Origin of the sequence: Thalassolituus sp. LLYu03 (genome assembly GCF_050507655.1) — a bacterium.
In the GTDB taxonomy this organism is placed as follows: Bacteria; Pseudomonadota; Gammaproteobacteria; order Pseudomonadales; family Oceanobacteraceae; genus Venatoribacter.
The window spans coordinates 1290042-1305884 of record NZ_CP191496.1 but is presented as its reverse complement, the minus strand read 5'-3'; the positions used below and the strand labels follow the sequence as shown (position 1 = coordinate 1305884).

Here is a 15843-nt window from a genome sequence, read left to right as displayed (position 1 = left end):
CTGCACCGGATTTGCTTTATGGCTTCAGCCAACGCACTGCGCGTTCTTTCTTTACTGGCCCTGCTGTGCCTGTCGTTTTTCACCAGCGCCGAGCAGACCGTTCCTGCCACAGCGACCGGTACAACGACGCAGCTACCGACACCAGAATTACAAACACAGGAATTACAAGCACACGACGCACAGCCACTGCCACCCGTGCTGTCGTTGTCGGCGCCGGGTGATTACAGCATTGGTCTGTTCAGTCAGTGGCTGGAAGACCGCACCCTGACCCTGACCGCCGACGACGTGATGGCCCACGACGACTGGACCAGCAGCGACAGTCCGTCGCTCAACTTCGGTTACAGCCGTTCCGCCTACTGGCTGAAAACCCGGATTCACGCCGGCAAGCTGCACGACTGGGCGCTGTGGATCCGCTACTCGCTGCTCGATTACGTCGAGTTCTACCTGTGTCCCGAGCCATTCAGCCAGGCTGACCAATGCCAGACCCGACTGGCCGGTGACGAAGTGCCGTACAACCTCGGCCGCGATGTGAATCACCCCAACCTGATCATCCGCTTCCCGATGGCCGAAGGTCAGAATTACGTGCTGCTGATGCGGGTACAGACCAAAGGCACCCACCAGATTCCGGCCAGTCTGGTCGACAGCAAAACCCTGCAGCAAGAACTCGACACCAACAGCATCGTGCGCGGCGGTTATTACGCCACCATGGTGGTGATGGGCCTCTACAACCTGTTCATCTTTTTCCTGACGCGCGAACGCAGCTACCTGTATTACACCGCGGTCACCCTGACCTTCCTCATGTTCCACATGACCTACGAAGGCTCGGCATTCCAGTTCTTCTGGCCGGATCATCCGTCCATTAACCACTTTGCGCTGCCGCTGATGTTTTTAGTGAACAGCATATTCGTCAGTCTGTTTGTGCCGAATTTCCTGCAGCTGAAAGAAAACAGCCACGGCGCTTACCGCCTGTTCCGGGTGTTCACTGCCCTGTCGTGCATGCTGCTGGTGATGCTGCCGCTGCTGAAATATCAGGTGATTCTGCCGATCACCAACATGCTCAGCTCGGTGATGCTGATTGCTGCCCTGATCATCGGCATCCGTTTCTGGTTACAGGGTCAGGCCGCCGCGCGCTTCTTTACCATCGCCTGGGCGGCGCTGATCGCCGGTCTGATTCTGGCCAACGCCCGCAGCCTGGGGCTGATCCCAACCAACAACTTCACCCTGTACGCCTACCAGATCGGCTCTTTCATGGAAGTGATCCTGCTGTCGATGGCACTGGGCGAGCGCATTATGCGCATGCAGAAAGAGCAGCTCGAAACGCGCAAAGCCATGCTCAAAAGCCAGGAAGAAGCGATTCAGTATCTGCGCGACTACGAAGACCTGTACCAGAACTCGCTGACCGGCAAATTCCAGCTGGATGAAGACGGCTTCTTTATGAAATCCAACCCGGCCTGGCGCGCCATGCTGGGTTACGGCGAACAGTCGCGTTTTATCAGCGACAACCCGACCTTCAACAGTCTGTTTGCGCTGGCCAGCGAACGCCGCGCGCTGTGGCGCCGGCTGAAAGACAACGGCCGTGTGCAGGGCTATGTGGCGCAACTGGTACAGCCGGTGACCGGCGAGCGCATCATGGTGTCACTCACCGTGCGCCGCACCAGTCATGGTGATCGCATTTCGTGGGTAGGCTCTGGCCAGAACGTGACCGAGGAATACCAGAGAGAACAGGCGCTGATTCACCTGCAGAAAGAAAAAACCCAGGCACTGCGTCAGCTGGTGATGGGCATCGCCCACGAGATGAACACCCCGCTCGGCAATATCCGTCTGGCCGAAAGCTTCCTCAATGACGAAAGCCGCGAGTGGAGCGAAGAAGAGCTGCACAAAAATCTGCAGGAAGGTCTGAGCCACGTTCATGAAGGCATCGAGCGTCTGAACAGCCTGAATCAGCTGATGAAAAATGCCGTGGTGCAGGAAAACCAGTACGCCGAAGAAGAAGTGGCGATCCGTCAGTGGCTGACCAACTGGGCCTGCGACATGCGCACCCAGCACCCACAGGTGAACCTGACCACCGAAATTCACAGCTACATCACCGAATGGCAGACCTATCCGGACGCGCTGCAAATTGTACTCACTCAATTGTTCGACAACTCCTGCACCCATAACGCCGACCTGCTGGGTAAACAACAGCTGGCGATTGCAGTGCAGTTCCGCGAACGTGGTGAATACTTTGAGCTGCATTACAACGACAACGGCAAAGGCATTAACGCTGAACAGCGCGACGTGATTTTTATGCCGTTCTACACCACCCAGCGCACCTCGGCCCGCAGCAAAGGTCTGGGACTGTACCAGACCTACAATCTGCTCACCGACCTGCTGCACGGCCAGATTGAATGGCCCGATGGCGAAGAGGGTTTTGCCCTGATCGTACGCTTCCCGCTACCGGCCGACGACAAATCGGATACCAACTGCGCCTGATCACCGCCTGATGCGGATCGCCTGCGGGCGGTCCGCGGCTTTTGAATCGTCAGGGCAAACCTGACAGTCGGATTTCCGCAACGTCAATATTGCGTACAGAACCGGTATTAACCACCGATATTCAACCCACTATAAAAGCCAGACAGTAAAGCCAGACAGTAAAGCCAGACAGCAAACCCAACCATAAACACTTAACGGGTATATATATTCCCGGATAACGCAAATAAAAAAGCCGGCAGGAAACCCTGCCGGCTTTTTTATTGTTCTGCGGATCGGGCGTCGGCCCGGCGAACAGAAAGCGCTGACAACAATGGCTTTCTATAACACCCGGCAACCCGATGGCATTACTGAGCGTCAGTTACCGCTGGAGCTGCTTGTTCAGCAGATTCTTCGGTTACTTCTTCAGCAGCTTGTTCAGAAGCCTGTTCGTTCAGGGCTTCCTGTTCGGTCGCTGCTACGTCCGCTTCAGTTGGCTGAGCAGTTTCCTGAGCCACTTCCTGTGCAGCGGCCGGAGCAGATTCAGTTTGGGCAGCAACGTCGGTCTCATCTTTGCAAGCTGTCAGGGACAGAGCAGACATGATCAGCACAGAGGCAATAAAGCGCATGGGGTTTTCTCCGGAAAGAAAATAGGTATTAAGGGCAAATAAAGGACCGTCACCAAATCAGTGATCACGCTCTGGGGTGTCGTGTTAAATTCTGTATCTATATATTGCCGTTATATATAAACGCAGGATGCAACAGGCCGTCGCACTGATAAACAGCGCTTAAAGGCAGCAGATTGTGGAAACATCTGACCGGAACCGGACAGCGGCGCCATACTATTCCTGCAAAAAACGGAAAAAAAGAGGGGGAGCAAAGAATATTTTTTTGACACACTCCATTGACATTCAAAAAACGATCAGAAACATCAGTTGTCGCATCCAGCCCAAGCCAAGCTGCAACGTCCACCCCCTCTCCCTGCTCAGACAACCCTCCAAAAGATCTCACGCCCTCTCGCCCAAAACGTCCCTCCAGAAGGCGACCTGCAGCTCATGCAGCCTCAAGGACGCCCTATCCGATCAACGTATGGTTAGCCGAGAGACGCCTTACATCCGGAAAACAGAGGTGTGCATCGGAACATGCAGATAAAGAACAGGGAGCTCCGGCATATAACAACGTCCGCAACAGCAGAAGCAAGCGCCATGAAGGGGTTCCATTCAATCAGGCACGCCTGAAATATTGCCACCGGCTATGGCGGTAGCCAATGATTAAGACATGAGTCGCAAATGAAATAGCCGGGACAATGCAGAATTGGAAAGCTATTCAGACGTTTGAAAACGGAATGGGTATCTGGTCTTGAGTACTTTATCCTGCATAGCACTCATTGGCAAAAGCGATATGGGATATTGGCCATTATCTGATGGGCCATTACAACCCGAAACCACCTTATCGGTTACTTAGCGGAACAGGCTCCAAACAACACAAGAAACACTGAATACCGTGTCCGGTATCCGTTGACATCCACACGCCAGAAAGCGATGGAGCAAAGCCGCAATATTAAGAACACACAAACCCAGATCAAACCCGCATACAACCTAGTGACTTATATACTTTCTATAAAAAGCCACAGAAAAGTGATCTTCAGCACCATGCTTTACGACCACATCCGCAAGCTTATCGTAGTCGTCCAACAGATCGATCCTTCGCACAGGCAGTAGCATTTTGTACCAAACCCCATCGCACAAACAGGTAATGTAAAATTTACCATGATCGATTCGTTCAAGCCGTATCCGCCGATCAAGAATGGCATTTAACCCTTCGAAAGAATCCCCTTTGCCATGAAAATAGTCGAAATGCTCCAGAAGATAACAAAGCGCACTACGAGCCCCAAACTTCAGACAAGGAAATCTGTCACCGTGAAATTCAGACAAATACTTAAAAACGGACAAAATCAGGCCCCTGGCCTCCGCAAGGCTCACAATAAAATAGCGATCATCCTCCTGGCATATCAGACCTTCAAAATAGTCAAGCCCAGGAAGTTGCTCTTCAAAGACCTCATAGCCGCCAAAGAAACCGTCTAAATGAGTAGCCACCCTACCAGGATACCCTCCCACCTCATTATGCATGGAGTACCCTGAAAAAAGTGAGACAATAATACCCCGGCATTGATATTCACCCGACAGATACAAAAAGACCCGCACCATCATTTTGAACCATTCACATTCATCCACAAGCTTCAATTAATATTCCTCTGAAATAGCCACATTTATAATCACACTATCCCCAGAACAAGCCCAACACATGCAATTCCCAATCAAACACGTCACCCTGCCGACCATCGGATCTTCGTTACTCAACAAAATAACGGCCCAGAATCCTTTATAGCGAATACCAGAGCAGACACCTTGAGAAACGCTGTAGCGCACACCGTCTCAGCCCCGGGCTGCCAGCTTCAGCAGGGTAGCATCACCTCCGGGCAGCAAGCCCCACGCTACTTCATTCACAATGCGGTTGAGATCCAGCGTTTCACCCAAGGGTTTTGGTGAAAACAGGCTGGCGTTTTTACACCACTTGTCGGGGTTATCTTTAAACGGGGTAAACAGATCGTAGTCGTCGATAACGCTGATACCGCTGCGATAATCGGCTTCGCTGAGGGGCTGAACCGGCAGCAATTCCTGTGGCACCCAGGGGTTGCTTACCTCCACCTCATAGCCGTGAATCCAGGCCAGCTTCGCAAAGATAAAACCCCAGGCGTACATCAGGCGCTGGATCTCACCAAAGCCGAGCTCTGTCCGCCGGGACTTCATCACCGCCGGGCTGAACAGTTGCGCCAGTGCAGCTTCCATTTCAGCCTGATTGCCACGCGCCAGCGCCCGGAAAAACTCATAATCAATACGGTAGGATTTACGCTTGCCGAATTCCGTCGCCAGCGCCAGCTCTGACTGCTCACCCAAAGTATCCCAGTTACCCAACAACGTGTGGCACATTTGCAGAGTGTAGTGCTCAACCTGACCTGGCACCTTGAAGGACAACTGCTTTTTATACACGCCACGCAGTGCCGGCAAACAATACTGAGCATACCAGTGGCGGATTTCAGCATGATCACTTAACAGCACATACCAGAGCTGATCTGGCCACGCCATAGCAGAGTTATAGCATTCATAATCCATGACCATACGGCGCGCTTTTGCGGCGGCAAAGGCCGCCGATTTTGCTGCTGCAAGGTTTTTATCGCGAAAGAGCATCAGCAGGGATTTACTTTTTAAATCGACATTAAATCCCCTCAATGGTGAAGCCAAATTGCCAGCATTAGCCAGTACTTTAATATATGCCGCTAAACTAGCACTTATCGACTCGTCACTTCCTATTGATTCTATGTGCTTAATACCTGATTCAATATCTGGAATATTTGCCATGGCTCGATCCTTATCTCTGACGCTGTCCATAAAGAAGGCCCGACTATACCACGGCCGTTTGCGCCCCCGGCCGCCACGGTATTCAGAAAATAAAAAACGCCGCATATAGCGGCGTTTTTTTGAGCCAAACCGTAAAAATCTTACAGGCTGGCGGCCAGTTCGCTGGCCATCTTGATGGCACGCTTGGCGTCCAGTTCACCGGCGAATTCCGCGCCACCCACCAGATGCAGGCCGAAGGTTTTGCTTTCGTCGGCTTTCAGCGCTTCGTGCAGGGCGTTAACCGATACCTGACCGGCACACACCACCACGTTATCAACGTCGAGAACGCGCTGGGTGCTTTCTTCACCTTTGGTGATGGTGATGTGCAGACCCTGCTCGTCGATCTTGTCATACGACACGCCGCCGATCTGCTCAACACCTTTCATCTTCATCATGGCGCGGTGAACCCAACCGGTGGTTTTGTTCAGACCCTTACCCAGAGAAGAAGCCTTACGCTGCATCATCACCACTTTGCGTGGCGACGGATGAATTTCAGCTTTGGCCAGACCACCACGGGTACTGTTGGTGATGTCCACGCCCCACTCTTTCATCCAGGCAGCGGTATCCAGCGTGGTGGAAACACCTTCGTGGGTCAGGTATTCGCTGACGTCGAAACCGATACCACCGGCCCCCATAACGGCCACTTTTTTGCCCAGGTTCAGTTCTTTATCCAGCAGCTCCTGGTAAGACACCACTTTTTCGCTGTCGATACCCGGAATCTTAGGTACGCGTGGTTCAACGCCGGTGGCGATCACCACCTCGTCAAAACCGCCGGCTTTCAGTTCTTCGACGGTGACTTTGTGGTTCAGCTTCAGATCAATGTTGTGCTTTTTGATCATGGCGTTGAAGTAACGGATGGTTTCTTTGAATTCTTCTTTGCCCGGAATTTTGGAAGCAAAGGTGAACTGACCACCGATGTCGGCACGACCTTCAAACAGCGTTACCTTGTGGCCACGCTCGGCAGCCACTACAGCGCAGGACAGACCCGCAGGGCCCGCACCCACCACAGCCACTTTTTTCGCCTGAGCCACTTTGCTGTACACCAGCGTGGTTTCGTTACAGGCGCGCGGGTTCACCAGACAGGATGCACGTTTGTTTTCGAAGGTGTGGTCCAGACACGCCTGGTTACAGGCGATACAGGTGTTGATTTCGTCGGCGCGGTCTTCTTCGACTTTCTTCACCCAGAACGGGTCAGCCAGCAGCGGACGGGCCATGGAAATCATATCGGCTTTGCCAGACGCCAGAATTTCTTCGGCGGTGTCCGGCATGTTGATACGGTTAGACGCCACAACCGGTACGTTAACAGCGGCTTTGACTTTGGCGGTTACGTCGACGAAAGCGGCACGCGGTACTGAGGTGACAATGGTTGGTACGCGGGCTTCGTGCCAGCCGATACCGGTATTGATTAAGGTAACGCCGGCTTTTTCCAGCTCTTTGGCCAGAATCAGCACTTCTTCCATATCGGAGGCTTCTTCCACCAGATCCAGCATGGACAGACGGAACATGATGATGAATTTCTCGCCCACCGCCGCGCGCATTTTACGCACCACTTCCAGCGGGAAGCGGATGCGGTTTTCGTAAGAACCGCCCCATTCGTCGGTGCGCTGGTTAGTACGCTTGTTGATCATCTGGGTGATGAAGTAACCCTCAGAACCCATCACCTCAACGCCATCGTAGCCGCCTTTCTGCGCCAGCTTGGCCGCGCGTACGTACTGATCGACGGTTTTGTAGATGTCTTTGCTGCTCAGCTCTTTTGGCTTGAACGGGTTGATCGGCGCCTGAATAGAGGAAGGAGCAACGTTGAACGGGGTGTAGCCATAACGGCCGGCGTGCAGAATCTGCAGCAGAATTTTAGAGCCGTGTTCGTGTACCGCGCTGGTCACTTTCTTGTGAAACGGCACCTGCCAGCTGCTGATCATTTTTGAGCCGAACGGCAGCAGGTCACCACGACGGTTCGGGGCGAAGCCACCGGTTACCAGCAGGCCCACACCACCACGGGCACGTTCGGCAAAGTATTCCGCCAGTTCACCGAAGTGCCATGGGCGGTCTTCCAGACCAGTGTGCATGGAACCCATCATCACGCGGTTTTTCAGCGTGGTGAAGCCCAGATCCAGCGGTTCAAGAATGTGGGAATACTTGCTCATAGTTGCCATCTCACGGAATGCGTTATTGGTGTTGTTCTGGCCGCCAGCCGGGGTTAACAAAAATCAGGCTGACGTTCCTGTATGGGCACCCAGTTTACCGGGGATTATCCTGACGTAAATGACCAAACTTAGCATTTGAGTAATCATTGTTTGCATAAATCACAAGGCGCAATTGGTCTTATCATCTAGACTTCACAAGTCAGCCGCTATTGTCCTGTGAGGCCATATGCAAATTCCTCCGCTGCCCGCCCATGAAGCCGAGCGCATTCAGACCCTGCACGCACTGAAACTGCTCGACACCAAAAGCGAAGAACGCTTCGACCGCGTCACCCGTCTGGCCCGCCGCCTGTTCGACGTGCCGATTGCGCTGGTGAGCCTGGTTGACACTGACCGGCAGTGGTTCAAGAGCTGCTATGGCCTGACCAGCCGCAACGCACCGCGCGAAACCTCGATGTGCGGCCACGCCATTCTGGGGGACGAGCTGTTTGATGTGCCGGACGCGCAGGCCGACCCACGTTTTGCGGACAACCCACTGGTCACCGGCCTGCCGCATCTGAGGTTCTACGCCGGCTACCCGCTGAAAGCCCGCAATGGCATGAAGATGGGCACCCTGTGCATTCTGGATACCGAACCGCGCACGCTGAACGACGACGAGCGTCAGCTGCTGCAGGATCTGGGGGCCATGGTGGAAGACGAAATGATAAGCCACAACAGCGCCACCACCGACCCGCTGACCGGCATCAGCAACCGGCTGGGCTTTGAGCAGCTGGCCTGCCGCACGCTGGCGCTGTGTCAGCGTCACGACTGGCCGGCGGTGATGCTGTTTATGGATCTCGACGGTTTCAAAGCCCTGAACGATAAATCGGGCCACGCCGCGGGCGACACTCTGCTGCAGGAGTTTGCCCAGTTACTGCTGCGCAATTTCCGCGATACCGACAGCGTGGGGCGTATGGGTGGCGATGAATTTGCCGTCTTCATGCCCAACTGCGACAGCGAAAAAGTGCTGGCCATTATGCAGCGTCTGGAAGCCGGACTGAGAACCCTGAACGCGGCCCATCCGGGCTGGAACGTCGGCGTGTCGTGGGGCAAGGCTCATCTGCTGCACCAGCCAACCTCCATTCTGGGGCTGCTGCACGAAGCGGATCAGGCGATGTACACGGTAAAACGGGCAAAGCGCGCGTCCTGATTAAGCGCTGGCAACGCATGAAAAAACGGCCTGCAATCGCAGGCCGTTTTTATTGGTCATTATCCTCTGCAGGCCTGTGTGGCTTACTCGTCGGAAATCTGAATCTGCGGAATCGCACTGTCGGACGCTGCCGCCAGACGCGCCAGCGCAACCGCCGTGCGGCGGGCCGCGTGGCGGTACATCATGGACACTTCCGAGCAATCGTCGGCGGCCACCACAGGTGTGCCTTCGTCGGCCATTTCGCGGATGTATTTTGACAGCGGCAGCGAACCCAGCACCTGGGTGTTGTAGGTCGCCGCCAGACGCTCGGCACCGTCTTCGCCAAAGATGTGCTCCGCATGCCCGCAGTTCGAGCAGATGTGCATGCTCATATTTTCGATCATGCCCAGCACCGGGATATTCACTTTGCGGAACATCTCGACGCCTTTTTTGGCGTCGGCCAGGGCAATATCCTGCGGTGTGGTAACAATCACAGCACCGGACACCGGGAATTTCTGGCTCAGAGTCAGCTGAATGTCGCCGGTGCCCGGTGGCATATCGATCACCAGATAGTCCAACTCGCCCCACTGGGTCTGGGTCATGATCTGCATTAAAGCGCCGGCCACCATTGGGCCGCGCCACACCATAGGTGTGCTTTCGGTGACCAGATACGCCATCGACATGCTTTTGAGGCCGTGGGCTTCCACCGGCACAAACCATTTGTCGTCGATGGTATCCGGGCGGGTGCCATCGGCAATGCCGAGCATGATGCCCTGACTCGGACCGTAGATATCGGCGTCCAGCAGGCCGACTCTGGCGCCGTCTTTGGCCAGTGCGATGGCCAGATTCACCGCCGTGGTGGATTTACCCACGCCACCTTTGCCGGATGCCACGGCGACAATGTTCTTCACACCGGCAATGGCTTCCAGTTCGCTGTGGTGCTTCACCGGACGCACTGCCCAGCTGATATTCACACTGGCGCCGGCACAGCCATCGATGTTCTCGAGGGCGGTCTGCAGCATCTGACCAATGCCGTCTTTCAGGAATTCCGACGGATATTCCATATGGATATCCACGCTGATGCGCTGCCCGTCGATGCGGATATCACGCACGCAACCGGCACTTAACAGATCGGATTCCAGATAAGGGTCGGTGTAGCCAGACAGCGCGGCTTCTACCTGAGCACGGGAAATATCAGTCACGGAGGGCTCCTCAGCACAACAACAAAACGGCCGGATTTTACGCTGCGCCTAGGGAATTACCACCGCCAGTTTGCAGGGATTAAGGCAGTACAGGTTCGTGGTTGTGCTTGCCGTCCATTTCACGCAGGGCTTCTTCCACATTCAGGCCGATGGCCATGACACCGCGCACGCCGTCGCTGTCGCGCACCGCCCAGGCCACCTTGACCTGAAAACGATGCGATGACACGTCGTATTGAATAGGCCCGACGTACACTTTTCCCGGGTAGTGGAAAGCCTCGTCAAAGAAGGCCTCATCGGCCTGATAGTAGTCGGAGGTGGGCTGACTCTGGGCCGCATTGACCCCACGGGCCGACACCAGAAAGACCTCACCGAGCAAACCATGACTGGCCAGTTGCTTGCGCCGTAACTGCTCCGACAAGGGTTGATTGCTGACCGACTCAATCAGCGCGCCACCGCCCTTTGCCGCTTCTGTTATCCAACGCTGATCCAGCGTATGAATGCGGTCTTCGTGCCAGCCCTGCTGAACTTTATTGGCTTCGTTCAGCGTCTTCAGAATGGGCAGATCGGCTAACAGTGGCATGATTTGCTCGCGCACCAGCTCGTTCAGCCTGCCCCGTTCATGTTCGGTGAGAGCCAGAGCATCGGGGGCGCAGTTCTTCATGTGCTGGTTAAAGTCGGTCAGAAAACCGGGGCGCTCATTGAGAAAGCGATTGGAAAAATAAATGCCGAGCGGCATGTAGCGCGAAAAGACTTTGGGAAAGGCCGTGTCCGGCAGCCCCAGTTCCAGCAGCTGCTCATGCATGGTGCGTTCGTCGGCCAGCAAGGTATTGATACGACCGGTCTGCAGCAGCTTCACCAGCTGATCCAGACTGTTCACCAGCACATCGACATGATCGCCACTGTTTTCGAGCCAGGTCACCTGATTACTGGAGCGGATGCCGCCGACAATGCGCTGCCCCTTATGATTGGCGCCGTCGCCGTACCAGTACCACTTTTCCAGCGCAAAGGGATACGACAGTGACGCCCGGTGATCGAGCTCGGATGCGGGCATGGCGGTAAAAATACCGTCGGTACTCTGACTGCGCAGATCTTCAACGGCGCGGGCCCAGGGCAGAAGCTGCACCTCAAAGGGCTTGTCCATGGCGGCGAACACACACTGCAGGATATCGACCGACATACCGGACAGCTCACCGTTGACCTCGACCTGATACGGCGACGCCACTGAGGTATTAAGCACAACGGATTTTTCCGCCGCCCACAGCACCGGGGTCAGCGGCAAACTGAGCGACGACAACAGCAGTATGCCGGTCAGGGCGAAGTGAGAACGTTTATGCATCGGGGTCCGTATCCGGGGCTCACGTCACGAGTTGCACTCAGTGTAGTTCAGCCCACGGAAGCGGACGCGCCTTTGGCATTCAACAGGCTCAGGCCGGGCGCTTATGTAACTCCGGCACCGCACTCAGCAACGCCTGCGTATACGGCTGGGCCGGCGACTGCATGATGCTGCGGGTGTCGCCCTGCTCCACCAGTACGCCGTCTTTCATCACCGCAATCCGGTGAGCGATGTGCGGAATGATGGACAGGTCGTGGGTGATGAACAGATACGAAAGCCCCATGTCCTGCTGCAGTTCGCGCAGCAGATCGAGCACCTGCAGCCGGATCGACACATCCAGCGCGCTGGTCGGTTCGTCACAGATAATCAGTTCCGGCTCCACAGCAATGGCGCGGGCAATGGCCAGACGCTGGCGCTGACCGCCGGAAAACTCATGCGGAAAACGATCAAGGTGTTCAGGCTCAAGTCCCACCCTGGCCAGCAAGGCTTTGAGTTTGCTTTCGCGCACGTTGGCATCCGGCCCGACGCCCAGCGCCTCCATGCCTTCGGCCAGAATTTCGCGCACACTGAGACGCGGATTCATGGACGAAAACGGATCCTGAAAAATCACCTGAATTTTTGACCGCAGCGGATGAAACTGCGCGCGCGATAAACCGTCGATGCGCTGCCCGGCGAAATAAATTTCGCCACCGCTCAGCGGCTCCAGCGCCAGCACGGCGCGACCGGCGGTGGTTTTACCGGAACCACTTTCGCCAACCAAAGCCAGCGTTTCGCCCCGGCCAATCTGCAGGCTGATGCCATCCACCGCTTTGGTGTAGCCGCTGACGCGCTGCAACAAGCCTTTGCGCCTTGCAAACCAGACCCGCACATCGCGCAATTCAAGCAAAGGCGCCGGTTGTGGCGCTGCCAAAAACCGGTTCCGGTCGGGCAATGAGTGAATCAGCATGCGGCTGTATTCGTGCGCCGGCGCTTCGAAGAACGTTTGCGCTGGCGCCTGTTCCAGAATATCGCCATGGCGCATCACCGCCACGCGGTCGGCCATCTCGGCGACCACGCCCATGTCGTGGGTAATCAAAAGAATGCCCAGCGCACGGGTTTTACGCAGATGGTCGAGCAGCTGCAGAATCTGTTTCTGAATGGTCACATCCAGCGCGGTGGTCGGTTCATCGGCAATCAGCAGTTGCGGTTCGCAGGCCAGCGCCATGGCGATCATCACCCGCTGTTTCTGACCACCGGATAACTGATGCGGATACCAGTCGATGCGCTGCTCCGGCTCGGGAATGCCCACCTCCTGCAACAGGCTGATCACCTTCTGCTGACGCTCACGGCCACTGAGGGCCTGATGCAGACGCAGGGATTCGGCAATCTGGGCGCCAATGGTCTGCACCGGATTCAGCGAGCTTTGCGGCTCCTGAAAGACCATGGCAACCCGCCGGCCACGGACCCGGTTCATGCCCTCTTCGCTCAGCGCAAACAGATCATCACCAGCCAGCACCACCTGCCCTGCGGAAATGGCCAACGCATCGGGCAGCAGACGCATAATCGCCAGCGAGGTGAGGGATTTTCCCGAACCACTCTCACCGACCAGAGCCAGAATTTCACCGGCGTGCACATCAAAGCTGATGCCGTTCACCAGACCTTGACGGGCTGGCTGATGGCGGCCGGGCAACAGATCAATCTGCAGATCGCGTACCTGTAACAATACCTGGGATTCAGACATATCCGGGCCTCAGCGTGAACGGGGATCAAGTGCGTCCCGCACCCGGTCCGAGAAAATATTGGCGGCCAGCACCAGCACAAACATCATGACGAAGGCAGCACTCACCGACCACCAGACCACAGGGTCGCGTGATAATTCGCCACGGGCTTCGTTGATCATATTGCCCCAGCTGTTCATGGACGCATCAACCCCCACGCCGATGTACGACAGCACGGCTTCGGCCAGCACAAAACCACTGAAATCCAGCACCAGAGTAATTAGAATAATGTGCGTTACGTTGGGCAGAATATGGCGGAAAATAATGCGCATATGGCTGACGCCGAACGCGTGCGCTGCCTGTACGTAATCGAGCTGGCTGACTTTCAGGGTTTCAGCACGCAGCAAACGGCACAGACCGGTCCAGCTGGTCATGCCCAGAATGAAACACAGGGCGAGGAATTTAAAATCGGCTCTGTAGGCCACCAGATTAAAATCCTCAGGATGGGTTTCGATGTACACATCGATCAGCAGCACAGACGCCGCAATCAGCAGGATGCCTGGAATCGAACTTAACGTGGTGTAAATGTACTGCACTACATCGTCGACCCAGCCTTTAAAATAGCCGGCGCTGATGCCCAGAATAATGGCAATCGGTAACGTCAGCAGGGTTGCCAGCGTGCCGATTAATACCCCGGTACGCACGGCTTTGATGCTCTGATACAGCACATCTTTACCCACCTGATCGGTGCCGAACACATGATAAACCTCGCTCAGCTTCAGCATCAGGGCACTGGCCACCAGCAATAAAGACAGCGTGATGTAGGCGCTCCACCAGGGCACCCGTGTCGCCGCCGGCTGCGCCTGCCGCACGCGCAGAAACACCTGATGCAGGGCAATCAGCACAGCGCTGAGCAGCACACCGGCAAGCACCGCCCGGAACGTCCGCTGGGCAATATCGGTATTGTGGTGCGCTTCTTCCGCCAGATGACTGCCGGCATTCTGCAGACGCGGAAAGTCGCGGTACACGTTGCCGCTTTCATCCTGCATATTTTCTTTGGCAAACGAGTACAGAGAAAACGGACTGGAATAGGTTTTTTCGTCTTTGGCGGTCAGGTCACTCAACACCCAATCGAGCACACTGTGCACGTCCTGACTGTAGTGAATCTCTTCAGAGCCCTCGGTTTGGGCCAGCGGCGTGCGGTAATGCAGGGAATCGAGCAAGGCAATCATGACGTAAAACAGAATCACCACAAACGCCGACAGTCCGGCGCGGCTGCGGAATACCTGAGCCCAGCGGGCCGCTGCCACCGGATTCGCACGCAGCTGCCAGAAAAAAGCAGCCAGCGCTGCAACCAGCACAAAAATCAGTACGTCGCTCCAGAGCACGACGGGTTTCAGCATGAATACATCAGCCATCATGATAAACGCACCCTCGGATCCACCAGCGTGTAGGAAATATCGGTCAGGATTAATCCCAGGATATAAAGCACCGAACCCAGAAACACCATGCTGCGCACAATGGCGAAATCCTGCGCCTGAATCGCATCCAGCGTATAACTGCCAAGGCCAGGAATACCGAAGAACGACTCCATCAGCAGACTGCCCATAAACAGCGAGGGAATCACCACCACCACACTGGTCAGAATCGGAATCAGGCCGTTGGGCAGAATATGGCGGAACAGCACAGACAATTCGGACACCCCTTTGGCGCGCGCGGTGCGCACGTAATCTTTGGCGGCTTCCTCAAGAAACAGACTGCGGTACAGACGGGTACCGCCGCCAATGCCGGATACCACGCCAATAATCACCGGCAGTACCAGAAAGCGCCAGGCGTCCACCCCGGGCAGGTAGCCGGAAATAGGCACCAGATGCCAGAGCTTGGCGAAGAAAAACTGGCCGGCAAAAATGTAAAACACACCGGAAATCGACATCAGCGCCACGCAGAAAATCATGGCGGCGGTATCGAACACGCTGGCACGGAACATCACAATAAAGAGCGCAAACGTGATATTCACCGCGATACCGACAATAAAACTCGGCAGCGCCAGCGCCAGCGACGGCCACATGCGCTGAGAAATATCCGCGCCGATTACCCGCCCTTCATCGGACTTACCAAAATCAAACACAAACAGACTGAGGGATTTCTGATAGAAAATGGTGTCAGTGAGCAATCCCTTACTGTCTTCCGCCCGGTTGATGAACAAGGGTTTGTCATAGCCCCGCTGGGCCTTCCACTGCTCAACCGCTTCCGGTGATCTGTGCTTATCGCCCAGCTGCACGCGGGCCATCTGATCCGGTGTATTGACCACAAAAAACAGCGCAAACGTCAGCAGATTCACACCGATCAGAATCGGTATGGCGTAGGCCAGACGACGAATAATATAAGCCAGCATC

Annotated in this window: 11 protein-coding genes; 2 read left to right on the top strand and 9 right to left on the bottom strand. The window is 55.5% G+C overall.

Annotated elements, in window-relative coordinates; translation table 11 throughout:
• Nucleotides 1-18: 18 nt before the first annotated feature.
• A complete protein-coding gene (locus ACQUQU_RS05945) occupies nucleotides 19-2472 on the top strand; it encodes a 7TM diverse intracellular signaling domain-containing protein (RefSeq protein WP_430462335.1) in 2454 nt (817 codons plus the stop codon).
• A gap of 344 nt (nucleotides 2473-2816) precedes the next feature.
• On the opposite strand, the gene ACQUQU_RS05940 is transcribed toward ACQUQU_RS05945, so the two are convergent.
• The 4 genes from ACQUQU_RS05940 to ACQUQU_RS05925 form a co-directional block, all read right to left on the bottom strand.
• Complete coding sequence (locus tag ACQUQU_RS05940) at nucleotides 2817-3077, bottom strand: hypothetical protein (protein WP_430462334.1); 261 nt, start codon at nucleotides 3075-3077, stop codon at nucleotides 2817-2819.
• Between the two features lie 969 nt (nucleotides 3078-4046).
• Nucleotides 4047-4691, bottom strand: coding sequence for a hypothetical protein (locus ACQUQU_RS05935; protein ID WP_430462333.1), 645 nt, complete (start codon nucleotides 4689-4691; stop codon nucleotides 4047-4049).
• Nucleotides 4692-4883: 192 nt separating this feature from the next.
• Entirely contained in the window at nucleotides 4884-5867 is a 984-nt protein-coding gene (locus tag ACQUQU_RS05930) for an Imm49 family immunity protein (RefSeq protein ID WP_430462332.1), read from the bottom strand.
• A 140-nt stretch (nucleotides 5868-6007) separates the two neighbouring features.
• The gene (locus ACQUQU_RS05925; RefSeq protein WP_430462331.1) at nucleotides 6008-8050 is read right to left on the bottom strand and encodes an FAD-dependent oxidoreductase; all 2043 of its coding nucleotides are present in this window, start codon (nucleotides 8048-8050) and stop codon (nucleotides 6008-6010) included.
• Nucleotides 8051-8276: 226 nt separating this feature from the next.
• Between ACQUQU_RS05925 and ACQUQU_RS05920 the strand changes: the two genes are divergently transcribed.
• Nucleotides 8277-9236: a sensor domain-containing diguanylate cyclase gene (locus tag ACQUQU_RS05920; protein WP_430462330.1), complete on the top strand. Its 960-nt coding sequence runs from the start codon at nucleotides 8277-8279 to the stop codon at nucleotides 9234-9236.
• Between the two features lie 83 nt (nucleotides 9237-9319).
• Here ACQUQU_RS05920 and apbC read toward each other — a convergent pair whose 3' ends face one another.
• The 5 genes from apbC to ACQUQU_RS05895 form a co-directional block, all read right to left on the bottom strand.
• Entirely contained in the window at nucleotides 9320-10417 is a 1098-nt protein-coding gene (apbC, locus tag ACQUQU_RS05915) for an iron-sulfur cluster carrier protein ApbC (protein ID WP_430462329.1), read from the bottom strand.
• 79 nt (nucleotides 10418-10496) lie between these two features.
• On the bottom strand, nucleotides 10497-11753 hold the full coding sequence (locus tag ACQUQU_RS05910; protein ID WP_430462328.1) for a hypothetical protein: 1257 nt from the start codon (nucleotides 11751-11753) through the stop codon (nucleotides 10497-10499).
• 88 nt (nucleotides 11754-11841) lie between these two features.
• Nucleotides 11842-13470 carry an ABC transporter ATP-binding protein gene (locus ACQUQU_RS05905; RefSeq protein ID WP_430462327.1) on the bottom strand — a complete coding sequence of 543 codons (1629 nt, stop codon included), beginning with the start codon at nucleotides 13468-13470 and terminating at the stop codon, nucleotides 11842-11844.
• 9 nt (nucleotides 13471-13479) lie between these two features.
• A complete protein-coding gene (locus ACQUQU_RS05900) occupies nucleotides 13480-14868 on the bottom strand; it encodes an ABC transporter permease (RefSeq protein WP_430462326.1) in 1389 nt (462 codons plus the stop codon).
• Complete coding sequence (locus ACQUQU_RS05895; protein WP_430462325.1) at nucleotides 14865-15842, bottom strand: ABC transporter permease; 978 nt, start codon at nucleotides 15840-15842, stop codon at nucleotides 14865-14867. The genes ACQUQU_RS05900 and ACQUQU_RS05895 overlap by 4 nt, the downstream gene beginning before the upstream one ends.
• Nucleotide 15843 lies beyond the last annotated feature (1 nt).

Coding starts and splice junctions, on each gene's coding strand:
- ACQUQU_RS05945 (WP_430462335.1), top strand. CDS start 19: ATGGCTTCAGCCAACGCACTGCGCGTTCTTTCTTTACTGGCCCTGCTG.
- ACQUQU_RS05940 (WP_430462334.1), bottom strand. CDS start 3,077: ATGCGCTTTATTGCCTCTGTGCTGATCATGTCTGCTCTGTCCCTGACA.
- ACQUQU_RS05930 (WP_430462332.1), bottom strand. CDS start 5,867: ATGGCAAATATTCCAGATATTGAATCAGGTATTAAGCACATAGAATCA.
- ACQUQU_RS05925 (WP_430462331.1), bottom strand. CDS start 8,050: ATGAGCAAGTATTCCCACATTCTTGAACCGCTGGATCTGGGCTTCACC.
- ACQUQU_RS05920 (WP_430462330.1), top strand. CDS start 8,277: ATGCAAATTCCTCCGCTGCCCGCCCATGAAGCCGAGCGCATTCAGACC.
- ACQUQU_RS05910 (WP_430462328.1), bottom strand. CDS start 11,753: ATGCATAAACGTTCTCACTTCGCCCTGACCGGCATACTGCTGTTGTCG.
- ACQUQU_RS05905 (WP_430462327.1), bottom strand. CDS start 13,470: ATGTCTGAATCCCAGGTATTGTTACAGGTACGCGATCTGCAGATTGAT.
- ACQUQU_RS05900 (WP_430462326.1), bottom strand. CDS start 14,868: ATGATGGCTGATGTATTCATGCTGAAACCCGTCGTGCTCTGGAGCGAC.
- ACQUQU_RS05895 (WP_430462325.1), bottom strand. CDS start 15,842: ATGCTGGCTTATATTATTCGTCGTCTGGCCTACGCCATACCGATTCTG.